This is a genomic window from Siccibacter turicensis LMG 23730 (assembly GCF_000463155.2).
Taxonomy (GTDB): domain Bacteria; phylum Pseudomonadota; class Gammaproteobacteria; order Enterobacterales; family Enterobacteriaceae; genus Siccibacter; species Siccibacter turicensis.
In genome coordinates this window covers 29381-43448 of the sequence record NZ_AWFZ01000002.1, presented here as the reverse complement: position 1 = coordinate 43448, position 14068 = coordinate 29381, and the positions used below count along the sequence as shown (strand labels likewise).

Sequence of the window (14068 nt, the reverse complement as noted above, 5' to 3'; positions counted from 1 at the left end):
AGGGCTTTATGCGTGGTACCAAACTGAAGTGGCTCGCCTCGTTTGTGATGTCAGTCATTTTCTGTCGCACGGTCGCAGCCGGAGAGTACTTCGATCCGGGTTTGCTACAGGCAGTGGATGGGAAAGCGGTATTGAGCGACACCAGTTTACTAAGCCAGGGATATCAGCCTGCCGGTACCTACCGGGTGCATATCAATGTGAACGAAAAGCCGGTACTGATTAGCAGTGTTCGCTTTGAGTTGAATAAAGATAAGCAGCTTGTCGCCTGCCTCTCTTTTAAGGCCTATCAGAAGTTGGGAGTGGATATGAGTAAGGTGGGTTCCGGAGCAAAGGACAACGAACTCAAAAACACGTGCGTTCCTATGGAAGAACAGGTTCCAGGGACCAAACTTGCTTTTGATTTCTCCAGACTGCAACTGGATATCATCATTCCACAAACGGTGCTGCGTGATGAAAGCGTACAGGGCGTGCCTGAAGAGGAGTGGGACGATGGTATCCCGGCACTGATCAGCAATTATCAGATTTCCGGTCAGAAGTACTTACATAAGAGCGAGGGCTCCTCAGACTCGGCCTACGCGAACCTGACGAATGGCTTTAATGTTGGCGCCTGGCGTTACCGTAATAACTCAACGGTGAGCAACAGCGAAGGCTGGCACAGCATTACCAGTTATGTGGAAACCGCCATTCACGCGCTGAAGAGTGAACTGACCCTCGGCGACTCCAGCACGCCTGGTGATATTTTTGATAGTTTGCTGATCCGCGGCGTACAGCTTTCGTCCGACGACGATATGCTGCCCGATCAGCTCACTGGTTTCGCCCCTATTATCCGCGGCATTGCCAAAAGCAATGCGCGGGTCACCGTACGCGAAAACGGCTATGTCATTTATCAGCGTTCGGTACCGCCGGGACCGTTCATGATAAGCGACCTCGCCTCGGTATCCGACGGCGGAAAACTGGAAGTCACGGTAACCGAAGCCGATGGCTCTGAAACACGCAATACGGTTGCTTACTCCAGCGTGCCACAGCTTTTACGTACCGGACAGATAAAATACAACCTGTCGGTTGGGCGCTATATGTCGGGCACCAGCTCGGTTGAGGACAAGCCTGAAATTGTTCAGGCCGCGATAAGTCGTGGCTTGCCGCTGAACACCACGCTCTATGGCGGTAGCCAGTATCACGATCGCTATCAGGCCTATAGCCTGGGGCTGGGCCTGGATATGAAAAGCCTGGGGGGGATTGCTGCGGATATTACCCACAGCAAGGGCCGTCGCGGTAACGATCTGGAAGGCAGTGGGAAAATGGTGCGTTTGACGTACCGGAATTACATCTCAGACACCGACACGCAAATACAGCTGGATAATCGTTACTACGTCGGTGACTACCTGTCATTCAGCGACTGGGCAACGGCGGAAGACCTGTTTACCGACACCCGCAAGCGTCGCGAGTACAGCCTGTCGATTAACCAGTCGCTAAGTGATACAGGCAGCTTTTATACCTCCCTGAGCCGTAGCGAAAACGTCGACAGCTCGGTGTCGCGTATGTGGCAGGTGGGGTGGAATGGTTCGGTTAAAAACGTCAGCCTGTCACTCTCCTTCAGCATGAACCGTAGCGAAGGCGAGCCAGTATGGGACAAGCAGCTGGCGATCACCCTGTCGATTCCGTTTAGCGAGACGTTCCCGACGGCGCAACCGATAGTGAACTACACGGCGACGTCAGGTATTGAAAGTGACATCAATAACCAGTTAGGCATTAACGGTAAGCTGGGCGACAGCCAGAGCACCACCTGGAACACACAGATTTCTTATGCCGCGAAACACGGCGAACCGAGCACGAAATCGGGTTCCGCCGGCCTGGATTATCAGGGCAACTACGGCGATATGAATGTGACCTATAACGCTGAGACCAATAACTATATTTCGTGGAACGCCTCAGGAAGCGTGGTTGGTCATCGTCATGGCGTGACGTTTGGTCGGAACTCTGCCAGCAGTATGGCGCTGGTGGCCATTCCAGGCGTAGCTGATGTGCCGCTGGATGGCGGACAGGATATGCATACCGATTCGGGCGGGTATGCGCTGGTGACGGATTTACGTCCTTACCATCGTAACAGCCTGGGCATTGATACTCACAGTGCGAACAAAGACCTCGACTTTGAGAGTACGTCAACCCAGCTGGTGCCGACCAAAGATGCTGTAGTGCTGGCTGAGTTTAAGGCGATCCGTGGGCGTAAAGCCGTCCTCACCGTCAATCATAACGGCGAAGTCCTGCCTTTCGGTGCACGGGCGCGTATTGAAGGCATGGATAGTGTGTTTTACGTGGGTGATAAAGGGCAGGTTTATCTCAATGCCGTGCCGGATAAAGGCACGCTGAATTTTAAGTGGGGCGAAAACCAGACCTGCTCCACGCCGTTTGAGATGCCGTCAGACCAGACACCTAAATTACCTATTGTCCTGTTAACGTTGAACTGTCAGTGAATGCGATGAAAACCTGTTTCCGCCTGGCGCAAGCCGCTGTCCTCATGCTGATAGCAAAAGCATCGATTACGCCTGTATATGCGGGCGACTGCACGCTTACACAAAAACCGTCAAATATGACGGTACCTGTGACGGTTTCATTGCCGGATAACATCACCATGATACCGGTGGGTAGCGTCGTCTATAAAAGGGAGGCGACGCTTGCTCAGCTCAGCGGTACGCACGGTGTGGTGAGCGCAGAGTGCCGGACGAAAATCAGCAAGCTCCTGAACGGAAAAATACCGACCCAACAAAAGGGGCAGGACACGTATGCCACCTCGCTGCCGGGTCTGGGTGTTCGGGTCACGCTGATTTACGAAAAACCGGGTTCAGCACATAAAGAATGGGTGCTGCCGTTCTCAACGCAGACACGAGAACTGAGCGATAAAATCATTACTTCAGATGATGTGAAATTACGTGTTGAGGCCATCAAGACCGGGGCTATAACCCAGGGCGGCGTACTGAACTTTCGTATCCCCTCTCTGGTGTGGCTCAGCGATAACTCCCTGGTGGTGAACCTTGTCATGATGCTGGTTTCGCCGAAGGCGCACTGCATGATTCAGATGACAACGCCACAGGTGGAACTACCTCCTGTAAAAATCAGCGAGTTGAAAAATAACGGCGCCAAAACTGCTCAGCCAGTCGGTGTCAATCTGCTGTGTATGAATACCCATAAAGCCAGCCTCAGTGTTGAAGGGCTACATGAAAGTAGCTCCCCAACGGTATTTAAAAACGTTGCGCCCGAGAGCCCGGCGAAAAATGTTGGTATTGAAATGTTATTCGGCGGAACGGTAATGAAACCTGACGTCCCGTTAGAGTTGGCACTACCAGACCAGAACAGTTACACCCTACCGCTTTCTGTGCGGTATGCGAAAAGCGGAGATGCATTAACCGGGGGTAACGTGAAAGCGCAAATCACCTTACACATTAATTATTTATAAGCTGAACGTGTAACAGAATTATCTATTAATTCAGAAAATATGGAAAAGTATTTTTGCCTTTATCAGGCAGGATTGCTTTTCGCCTATTTTATTTAAAATTTTAAAGGATATAAAATTATGAAAAAGTCACTTTTAGGATTAACCGTTTCCGCACTGTTCATGGTTGGCGCTGCACACGCCACGACTAATCCGAACGACGCGTCCGCAACCCTGAACATCACTGGTACCGTGGTACAAGACATTGCCAACATGTGTACCGTAACCCTGGACAAGTCCACACTTCGTCTGTCAGATACCAGTATCGACAAACTGATCACCCAAGGGGAAGATGCTACTTCACCGGAGCAGGTGAAACTTAATATTTCCGGCGGCGATGACTGTAGCACCAAGGTGGCCGCAGGCACGATGGCCTTTAAATTTACCGGATTAGGTGATAATGCGGACGGTACGGTAATGGGTAACCATGTTTACGATCCTGCGACGGCTGCCCAAGGGGTTGGCGTAGGTATTTTTGACAGCCAGAATAAAATGGTGCGTTTAAATAGCGCTGATTACCTTGTTGCATCTACTACCGATACGACTATTGGTCTGCAGATGGTAAAACTTAATGGGAAATCGCCGACCCCGGGTTTAATTGACTCCACACTGACCATTGAAATCCAGCGTCTGTAGTAATCTTTGTGCGCCTCGTTAAGAAGCGCGCAGAGTATATTCTGAGTCGTGACAATGCAGACACCCTTAATGGGGTGTCTGCATATTTGCCCTGGCATCAGAGGATAGCTACGCAAGAAAACACCGTCTTTCTGCCTTAACCTGATAGTCGGTTCACCTGTATATCTGCCCACACAGAGACTGCCGCTAAGGATTGCGCTGCAACGCGTAGCGTTACATGCCATTTGATACATAGCATCAGCATCAATGTTTACGATATCAGAATCAGGATACTCGCCGCTCAATATAAAGATGATCGGGTTTATCACACGAGGAGCCAATAATTACACGTTTTACACGTGTAACTATTTACGATCAGCAGCACAGGAAGGACTGCGGTAATGTGTCGCAGACGTTATCCTTTGAAGAGTACATCAGTGAAAAGAATTGAGCGTAAGGAAAATACTCTGCTCATATTTCGCGTCATGTATAGGATAAAAACATGAAAAAAACAATTTTGGGTTCTGCGCTCTCCGCTCTCATTATTATGAGCTCAGCCCACGCTGAGTCTACGGACTCGGTAATAACGTCTACAGATATTACTATCGATGGGGCTATTTCTGGCGGTGATGGTGCTTGCACGGTTACCACTAACAAAAACGCCATCAGCCTGCTTGCAGGCAAAACCACAATGCTTTCGCAAAACGATCATAAAACCACTACGTTCGCTCCTCAGCTTTCCATTACATTAAGCGGGGATGACATCTGCAATCAACGTATTGAAGAGGGAAAAATTGCGGTCAGGTTTTCAGGCCCCACCGACAGTGTGGAAGGCTCCGTGCTCGCCAACGTTGCAACCGGTGCGAATGCCGCTAAGGGAGTGGGTGTTGGAATCTTTATGAGCAATTTTGCCAGACTGGACCTTAACATGAAGGGTGCCGTTCCTGTGACAACTAAACCGCTCCCTATCGATTTGCAGGTTGTCAGGCTTAATGGCCAGAATGATTTTACCGAAGGCACTGTCGAAGCCTCTCTTGTTATAGAGATCGTGCGCCTATAACAAGTTTTACAACGTGATGAATATAGTGATATCGCTACTGGCGAAAGAAAGCATGTCTGGCCAGCTGCCCTCAAAAGATTATTCCTGGTTCTGATGAATAATGCATATCACTATCTACCTTTTTAAATCATGTCAGAGAATATACACATGAAGAAAAAGCTTACAGGTCTGCTCTTCCCTGCCTTTTTACTGGCTTCCTCATTCTGTGCCGAAGCGGCGATCGAGGATCAATCTGCCACGCTCTCAATTAGCGGTACCGCGGTTGCCGATACTGATGCACTATGTAGTATCAGTGCACAAGCAAGCGCGGTATATCTCCGTGGTGATATCTCAAACCTCATTAATCTGGGTGAGGTTAGCAATAATATGACCTTTGTTCCTTTATCCATTCAAGGCAACGAAGAATGCTTCGCGCAGATGAAAGAGGGCCGGTTCTCTTACAGGTTTGTCGGCATTGCAGATAGCGTTGAAGGTAAAGCCCTGGCAAACGCCAGTGAAGGTGACAGTGCCGCACAGGGTGTCGCCATTGGTCTTTTCGATAAACAAGGCCACCCTGTTGATATCAATCAGGACTACATTATACCGTCAAGAAATAATGGCGTTCAGGGTATTGGTTTTCAGGTAGTGAAACTTGATGGCAAAGTTGCCACCGCCGGGACCATACATGGCGTGCTTACAATCAATGTCGAACGCCTTTAACGGAAAGGCAGGTCTGAATAAAGCCGGGTAAATGCCGGCGCATTGACAAGGGAGTTTATGACTCCCTTTTTTATTCCTGCCGCTATTCCGGACGCCACCGGGCAGTGAACCGAAAAGAAGAAGGCGACCTGACGACACTCCGCCAGTATTACTGGATAACTGGCATGCATTATTAATGAGGCGTATTCCACCCTCCTGGCAATACATACCATCAATACATTATGCATATTCAAAACAGCAAAATAAGTCCTTACAAATCAATGGAAAGTCACAGACCTCGCCTGGCTAAAATGCCATCAATAATAATGTCACGGCAGTTATAAATTAATCATTAAGGAAACCATGATGAAAAATAATGTAGTAAGGATTGCTGTAGCGACGTGTTTCATAGCAAATATGGCGCACGCAGCCGCTGATAGTCAGGATGTGGCTGCAACCCTTAATATTGAAGGGACCGTCACCCCCTCTGAAAGTCAGTTTTGTCAGATTTCTATTCTCAATAATGTCATCAACCTTAATTCCTCCGAGAAATATTTAGTTGAACAGGGCGATAACGCAACGTCGCCCACCCGATTGAGATTTGACGTCGAAAGCATTAGCCAGGCTAGCGGCGGTTCATGGAGCAGATGCGACAAAGAGATTTATGAGGGCAAAATCGCAGTCAGATTCGTCGGTGCTTATGACAATGCCGAGGGTAATTCATTCGCTAACACCCTTACGGGCGACAAGGCAGCCACAGGCGTGGGTATCGGATTTTTCAATATGGATACCACGCCTGTAGACGTCAGCGCTATTTACCATTTGCCCGAAAAATCTAATTCAGCCGCTGAAACGATTGGCTTACAGCTGGTTAAGCTAAAAGGACAGACGGTTAGAGCCGGATTGGTAGCTGGTAACATCACGTTCCAGATCGAACGTTTATAACGCCTCCGCCCGCCATCGGTTCTCTGGTTGCTGATATTTATCCTGTGACGATTAAGTAATAACGGCCAGAGACGCCGTCAGGTTTCAGGGTGCGGGAAACGCTGGCAATAACAAAAAGAGGCCGTGATGCAGGGTTCCCCTGTAGAGCGGCTTCACCACCCCGTGCAATCGTTTGCTTTTGCGATGCACTTCGCTAGAATGTCCGCTTTTCCAATCCGGGAACTCTGTCGATGTCCGCTAATACCCTTGAGTCTGAAAGTGCGCAAACGGTTGCGCATACGCCCAACAGTGAGCTGATTTACCGTCTTGAGGACCGCCCTCCGCTGCCACAGACGCTGTTTGCTGCCTGCCAGCATCTGCTGGCCATGTTCGTGGCGGTGATAACCCCGGCGCTGCTGATTTGCCAGGCGTTAGGGCTTCCGGCACAGGACACGCAGCACATCATCAGCATGTCGCTGTTCGCCTCAGGCGTCGCCTCCATCATTCAGATTAAAGCGTGGGGACCGGTTGGGTCGGGGCTGCTTTCTATTCAGGGCACCAGCTTTAACTTCGTCGCACCGCTGATCATGGGCGGAACCGCACTGAAAACCGGCGGCGCGGACGTGCCCACCATGATGGCAGCGCTGTTCGGCACCCTGATGCTGGCAAGCTGCACCGAGATGGTGATCTCCCGCGTCCTGCACCTCGCACGCCGCATTATTACCCCGCTGGTGTCCGGCGTGGTGGTGATGATTATCGGCCTGTCGCTGATTCAGGTTGGGCTGACTTCCATCGGCGGCGGCTACGGCGCAATGGCCAACAATACCTTCGGCGCGCCGAAAAACCTGCTGCTGGCGGGCGCGGTTCTCGCAGTCATCATTCTGCTTAACCGCCAGCGCAACGCTTACCTGCGCGTCGCCTCGCTGGTAATTGCGATGGCGGTGGGTTACCTGCTCGCCTGGGCGCTGGATATGCTGCCCCAGAGCACTGCGCCGACCGACAGCCCGCTGATCGTCATCCCGACGCCGCTGCACTACGGCCTGGGTATCGACTGGAATCTGCTGGTTCCGCTGATGCTGGTGTTTATGATCACCTCCCTGGAAACCATCGGCGATATCACCGCGACCTCCGACGTCTCCGAGCAGCCCGTTTCCGGTCCGCTGTATATGAAGCGCCTGAAAGGCGGCGTGCTGGCAAACGGCCTGAACTCCTTTGTCTCGGCAGTGTTCAATACCTTCCCGAACTCCTGCTTCGGGCAGAACAACGGCGTGATCCAGCTGACCGGCGTCGCCAGCCGCTACGTGGGCTTTGTGGTGGCGCTGATGCTGATCGCGCTCGGCCTGTTCCCGGCCGTGAGCGGTTTTGTACAGCACATTCCTGAGCCGGTACTGGGCGGGGCGACCATTGTGATGTTCGGCACCATCGCCGCTTCCGGGGTGCGTATTGTTTCCCGCGAGCCGCTGAACCGCCGCGCGATCATGATTATCGCCCTGTCGCTGGCCGTGGGGATGGGCGTGTCCCAGCAGCCGCTGATCCTGCAGTTTGCGCCGGAGTGGATTAAGAACCTGCTCTCCTCCGGTATTGCAGCGGGCGGCATCACCGCTATCGTACTGAATCTCGTCTTCCCGCCTGAAAAAAACGCCTGAAGCGTGACGGCGGCGCCGCTGATGGCGCCGCCTGTAACGTGTCACAATAATTCCTTCCTTGAGCTGTGCCGCTAAATGCGGCATAACTGGCCTATTCAGACGGTTACAGGATGGAAGACGATGAAACTGATTGGAAAAATACTTACCTGGCTACTCGTTGCCATTCTGCTCATCGTCGTTGCGCTCTATATTCTGTTGCAGACGCGCTGGGGTGCGGGCTGGATAACCGGCTGGGTTAACACGCACAGCGGCTACCACATCGCCTTCGACAGGCTGGAGCACCGCTTTGCCTCGCCGTCACACCTGGTGCTGCGCAACGTCACCTTTGGCCGTAACGGCCAGCCCGCCACCCTGGTAGCGAAGCGCGTCGATATCGGGCTCAGCAGCCGCCAGCTCACCGACCCGCTCCACGCCGACACCATTTTGCTGCAAAACGGCACCCTGAATTTGTCCCCAAGGACCGCCTCCCTGCCGCTTCAGGCCGACAGCCTGTGGCTGGAGAATATGGCCTTTAACAGCCCGGATACCGGCTGGGATCTGAGCGCGCAGCGGGTCAACGGCGGCGTCGCGCCGTGGCTGCCGAAGGCCGGACAGGTGCTCGGCGACAAAGCCACGTTCCAGCTGAGCGCCGGGTCGCTGACGCTCAATGACATTCCGGCCAGCAATGTGCTGGTGCAGGGCAATATCGACGGCAAGCAGATCGCGCTCACCACCTTTGGGGCCGACGTGGCAAAAGGGTCGATGACCGGTAACGCCCGCCGGGATGCGGACGGCGGCTGGCACGTGGACAGGCTGCGCCTGAACGATATTCGCCTGCAAAGCGACAAAACCCTGTCGGCGTTCTTCTACCCGCTGACCACCCTCGCCTCACTCAAGCTGGAGCAGGTGGACGTCACGGACGCGCGCCTGCAGGGGCCGGGCTGGGCGGTAACCGATCTCGACATGAGCCTGCGCGATCTTACCCTGCGCGGCGACAGCTGGCAGAGCGAGGACGGCACGCTGTCGATGAACGCCAGCGAATTTATTCTCGGCTCGGTGCATCTGTTTGACCCCATCGTCAACGCCGATCTGTCGCCGCAGGGCGTGACGCTGCGCCAGTTTACTTCGCGCTGGGAGGGCGGCATGGTACGCACCTCAGGGAACTGGCTGCGGGACGGCAACCGGCTGGTGCTGAATGACGTGGCGCTGGCGGGACTGGAGTACACGCTGCCGGATAACTGGAAAGCGCTGTGGATGCAGCCGCTGCCCGCCTGGCTGGAGAGCCTGACGGTGATGCGCTTCAACGCCAGCCGTAACCTGCTGATCGATATCGACCCGACCTTCCCGTTCCAGATAACCTCTCTGGACGGCTACGGTAATAATCTTCAGCTGGTGAAAGGCCGCCAGTGGGGTATCTGGGGCGGTAGCGCCACCTTTAACGGCGCGCTGGCGACCTTCAACCGGCTCGACGTGCGCAACCCGTCCATTACCTTCAACGCGAACGCATCAGCCATCACCATCAGCGAGCTGAGCGCCTTTGCCGGGAAAGGGTTGCTGGAAGCCACCGCCGTGGTGTCGCAGCTGCCGGATCGGCAGACGAAAGTGAGCCTCAATGGGCGCGGCGTACCGGTGAACGTCCTGCAACAGTGGGGGTGGCCGCCGGTGCCGCTGGAGGGAGACAGCAATCTGCATCTGACGGCAAGCGGGGCTATCAGCGCCACCGAGCTGCTGAAGCCGAGCGTGAATGCCCGGCTGGAGATAACCGACAGCAAAGGGCAGAAAGTGGTGCAGACGATGCGTAACGGCGCGCTGACTACCGCTGCGCCCGCCACACCGCCGGCACCGACACCCGCGCCCTGACCGGCGCGGTTACTCCTCTTCGTTGCCGCCCTCTTCCAGCGGACCAAACGGCTTCGCGGGCAGCACGATGTAGATCCCTTCAAACACCGCGCCGAGCGTGTCATCGCCGAACAGCTCCACCTGGAGCTGTACCCGCGCCTTGCGTCCACGCGCCAGACGGTCCAGATCGCCGCTTAACGAGCCAAGGTCGGCGATAGCACCGGGTTTGCCGCTGATCGGGCTGTGATAACGAATATGGGCGTCCGCCAGGATAATGGTGCCGCCGAGATGGCGCTCGCGCAGCATCAGCCAGATAAGCCCCCAACCGGTGAGGGTCGCGAGGGAAAACAGGCTGCCGGCGAACAGGGTATGGTGCGGATTCTGGTTGCCGGCTTCCGGCATGGTGGTGATAAATTTCTGCCCGGTGTACTGCAGAATACGCACGCCCATTTTTTCACTGAGCGGAATATGCTGGTACCAGGCCTGCTGCAACTGCCCGCACCAGTCGGCACGGTGCAGGATGTCATCGAGGCTCGCCACCGGTTTTATCATCAAAAAGTGGCGCAGCGGGGTGGTCTGCGGAGCGGTGATCTCCCCCTCGTTCATAAACCCGAGGCGGGCGAAAAACTCCACCGCGTCTTCCCGGGCGCTACAGGTAATGCGCTTCACCCCTTCCTGACGCGCCACCGACTCCAGGGTCATCACCACCAGCGTCCCCAGGCCTTTGTCCTGCACCGACGGGTGAACGGCGATAAAGCGAATAGACGCCTCGTTGTCGGCGTTGATATAGAGCCGCCCGGCGGCAACAATGCTGCCGTCTTCATCCACCACCATCTGGTGATGCGCCAGCGCGTCCCATCCATCACGCTCTGAGCCTTTGGGCTGGTGCAGCGGCTTGCGCAGCATCTCCCAGCGGAACTGGAAGTAGTTCTCAAGTTCTTCTTCTGTTTGCGGTACGCGAAGGTGATACATACTTGTACTCTCTCTTGTGACCCGCAGCCCGGTAGCCGTCAGGCTTACACCTGTAGCCAGAACGTCACCGGGCCGTCATTGACCAGGGAAACTTGCATATCGGCGGCAAAGCGCCCGCTTTCGGCGGGAATGCCCTGCGCGCAGCAACGACCGATGAAGTATTCATACAGGGCTTCGGCGCGATCCGGTGCCGCACCGCGTGAGAAGCTGGGGCGCATGCCGCGTCCGGTGTCGGCCGCAAGGGTGAACTGCGAGACAACCAGTACGCTGCCGCCCGCCTGCTGCACATTGAGGTTCATCTTGCCCTGCTCGTCGCTAAAGATGCGATAGCCCAGCACGCGTTCGCACAGGCGATCCGCTTTTGCCTCGTCATCCTCTTTTTCGACACCCAATAACACCAAAAGTCCTGGCCCGATTTCGCCCGTGATGTCACTTCCCACGGTGACGCTGGCCCGTGAGACTCGCTGTATTAATGCAATCATGGTTGTTGGTCTGCTTCTTCGGCCGCGGCCTGTTTCAGTTTTCGATACTCGCCGAGAGTGACAGTAATTTCCGCCCCAAGCAAGACGATGCACCAGGTCCAGTAGACCCAGAGGAACAGGATCGGGATGACGGCGAGCACGCCGTAGATCAGCTGATAGGACGGGAACATGGTGATATACAGCGCAAACCCTTTCTTCCCGAGTTCGAACAGCGCCGCCGCCACCAGCGCACCGATCACCGCATCGCGATTGGGCACGCGCACGGTAGGCACCACGCTGTAGAGCAGCCAGAACGAGATCCAGGAGAGCAGCAGCGGGAAGATGCGCAGCACTTCGTCAATCATACTGCCAAAGCCCGTGGCCCAGCGCAGCGACAGCAGATACGAACTGATGGCAAGGCTCGCGCCGGCCAGCAGCGGGCCGAGGGTAAGGATCATCCAGTAGACGGCAAACGAGTAGACCTTCGGGCGCGTACGCGTGCTGCGCCAGATGGTGTTGAGCGCGCTGTCGATGGCGTACATCAGCAGCAGCGCGGTGACGATCAGCCCACAGGCGCCAACGGCCGTCATCTTGCTGGAGTTAGCGACGAACTGCTCGATATAGCGCTGAATAATATCGCCGGTGGCCGGTATAAAATTGGCAAACACGAAGTGGCGCAGCTGCATACTGACATCGGAAAACATCGGAAACGCGGCAAACAGCGCGAAAATCACCGCCACGAACGGCACCAGCGACAGGAGTGACACGTAGGCCAGGTTACCGGCCAGCGTGGTCATATTGTCTTCATCGATGCGCGTCCAGAGCAGCTTTAACCAGGCAATCAGCGGCCGCGAGTGGTGCGCCGCCTTATGTTTAACGCTTTTTAACATGTAACCGTCGCAAAATAGTCAGGCAGGGTGGTTTTATCTTTTACGTGAACGGCGGTAATGCCCACCTGACGCGCGCCCTCAATGTTTTCCGCATTGTCATCAAAGAACACTGCCTCAGAGGCTGGCACCTGCTCTTGTTCCAGCACGCGCTGATAGATCGCCGGCTCGGGCTTACGCAGGCCCATGTCCTGGGAGAGATAGATAGCGTCCGCCGCGGCATGCACTTCCGGATACTGTTCCGGCCAGTAGGTGGTATGCAGACGGTTGGTGTTGGACAGCACCACCACGCGATGACCCGCCGCGCGCAGCTTATGCATGATGTCGATAACCTCTTTGCGGATACCGATAAACACCGCCTGCCAGCCAGCGCTGAACTGCTCAAAGCTCAGGGGCAGCGACATCTGTGCGCACAGCTGCTGTGCAAACGCCTCGTCGCTGATTTCCCCGCGCTCGTGCTGGTGAAAAGGCTCATCCATCCTGAAATTTTGCTGCAGTGAGGCGAGCGGCACCCGGCTGTAATCACTCCATACGCCAAGCACGCGGTTGAAGTCGATATCGACGATGACGTTACCTAAATCAAAGATATAGAGCATGACTCTCTCCTTTTGGGCCATGGAGAGTTAACTGTAGCGGTAAAGCGAAATTTTGACTATGCCGCACAACACAACATCACCACGCGCCCGGCGGATGTCAGGATCTGCCGGGACAGCGTCAGGAAGCCGCGTCCTCGGCACCGGTCGGCGACGCCAGCACCACGTCAACCTGGCCCGCTTTCAGCCGCTGTTGCAGTGCCGTACCGGGCAGCCGGTCGGTAAACAGTGCCGTCGCCAGGGTCATGTTGCCGATGTCCACGGCGGCGGAGGCGGTGTACTTGGTGTGATCCGCAGCCAGCAGCACATGCCGGGCGTGGGCGATCATGGTTCTGGCCACGCTCGCTTCATTCACGTCGAACTCCAGCATCGCGCCGTCGCTGTCGATGGCCCCGACACTGGTGACCAGATAGTCAGCGCGAAAGCCGGCGACAAACGCCGTGGCGGCGGGCCCGATAATGCCGCCGTTGTGAGGGCGCAGCGTGCCGCCCGGCACCATCACCTCAAAGCCGGGGTTTTTATAGAGGATGTTCGCCACCCGCAGGCTGTTAGTGATGATGCGCAGGTGGTGATGGTTGAGCAGCGCGCGGGCAACGTGCTCAACGGTGGTGCCGATGGTGATAAAAATCGTTGAGCCGTCCGGAATGTAGTCGGCGATCGCTTCCGCAATCGCCCGTTTTTCCTCGGTTAACGACACTTCCCGCTGCTCAAAGGCGGTATTCACCACGCTGGATGCCCGCCCCGCCCCGCCGTGATGGCGGCTCACTAATCCCCGCTCGCTCAGCTTACGAATATCGCGGCGCACCGTCTGGGTAGAGACATCCAGCAGCTGCGCCAGCTCGTCGATATTCATATAGCCCCGCTCGGCAATCAGGGTAAGCAACCTGTCGTGCCGCGGATTGCCGGTTAATTCGGTAAGGCTCATGG

13 protein-coding genes are annotated in these 14068 nt (G+C 55.2%); 8 read left to right on the top strand and 5 right to left on the bottom strand.

Features of this window, described 5'->3' with window-relative positions:
* The first annotated feature begins 8 nt into the window (after positions 1-8).
* The 8 genes from DW58_RS00315 (at position 9) to DW58_RS00280 (ending at position 10249) form a co-directional block, all read left to right on the top strand.
* Positions 9-2471, top strand: coding sequence for a fimbria/pilus outer membrane usher protein (locus tag DW58_RS00315; protein WP_024547996.1), 2463 nt, complete (start codon positions 9-11; stop codon positions 2469-2471).
* Positions 2472-2476: 5 nt separating this feature from the next.
* Entirely contained in the window at positions 2477-3451 is a 975-nt protein-coding gene (locus tag DW58_RS00310; RefSeq protein ID WP_024547997.1) for a fimbrial protein, read from the top strand.
* A gap of 117 nt (positions 3452-3568) precedes the next feature.
* Positions 3569-4123 carry a fimbrial protein gene (locus DW58_RS00305; RefSeq protein WP_024547998.1) on the top strand — a complete coding sequence of 185 codons (555 nt, stop codon included), beginning with the start codon at positions 3569-3571 and terminating at the stop codon, positions 4121-4123.
* 481 nt (positions 4124-4604) lie between these two features.
* Positions 4605-5162 (top strand): fimbrial protein, encoded by a 558-nt coding sequence (locus DW58_RS00300; RefSeq protein WP_024547999.1) that lies wholly within the window; start codon positions 4605-4607, stop codon positions 5160-5162.
* Between the two features lie 147 nt (positions 5163-5309).
* Positions 5310-5861, top strand: coding sequence for a fimbrial protein (locus DW58_RS00295; protein WP_024548000.1), 552 nt, complete (start codon positions 5310-5312; stop codon positions 5859-5861).
* A 345-nt stretch (positions 5862-6206) separates the two neighbouring features.
* Positions 6207-6785 carry a fimbrial protein gene (locus tag DW58_RS00290; protein ID WP_024548001.1) on the top strand — a complete coding sequence of 193 codons (579 nt, stop codon included), beginning with the start codon at positions 6207-6209 and terminating at the stop codon, positions 6783-6785.
* A gap of 230 nt (positions 6786-7015) precedes the next feature.
* Positions 7016-8410: a nucleobase:cation symporter-2 family protein gene (locus DW58_RS00285; RefSeq protein ID WP_024548002.1), complete on the top strand. Its 1395-nt coding sequence runs from the start codon at positions 7016-7018 to the stop codon at positions 8408-8410.
* Between the two features lie 120 nt (positions 8411-8530).
* Positions 8531-10249, top strand: coding sequence for an AsmA family protein (locus DW58_RS00280; RefSeq protein ID WP_024548003.1), 1719 nt, complete (start codon positions 8531-8533; stop codon positions 10247-10249).
* Positions 10250-10258: 9 nt separating this feature from the next.
* On the opposite strand, the gene fabY is transcribed toward DW58_RS00280, so the two are convergent.
* From fabY to DW58_RS00255, 5 genes are all read right to left on the bottom strand, one after another.
* Entirely contained in the window at positions 10259-11200 is a 942-nt protein-coding gene (gene fabY / locus DW58_RS00275; RefSeq protein ID WP_024548004.1) for a fatty acid biosynthesis protein FabY, read from the bottom strand.
* 44 nt (positions 11201-11244) lie between these two features.
* The gene (gene dtd / locus DW58_RS00270; protein WP_024548005.1) at positions 11245-11682 is read right to left on the bottom strand and encodes a D-aminoacyl-tRNA deacylase; all 438 of its coding nucleotides are present in this window, start codon (positions 11680-11682) and stop codon (positions 11245-11247) included.
* A complete protein-coding gene (locus DW58_RS00265) occupies positions 11679-12551 on the bottom strand; it encodes a virulence factor BrkB family protein (RefSeq protein WP_024548006.1) in 873 nt (290 codons plus the stop codon). Before DW58_RS00265 ends, dtd begins: the two co-directional genes overlap by 4 nt.
* A complete protein-coding gene (yihX, locus tag DW58_RS00260) occupies positions 12545-13144 on the bottom strand; it encodes a glucose-1-phosphatase (protein ID WP_024548007.1) in 600 nt (199 codons plus the stop codon). Before yihX ends, DW58_RS00265 begins: the two co-directional genes overlap by 7 nt.
* A 118-nt stretch (positions 13145-13262) precedes the next feature.
* Complete coding sequence (locus tag DW58_RS00255; protein ID WP_024548008.1) at positions 13263-14066, bottom strand: DeoR/GlpR family DNA-binding transcription regulator; 804 nt, start codon at positions 14064-14066, stop codon at positions 13263-13265.
* Positions 14067-14068: the final 2 nt, after the last annotated feature.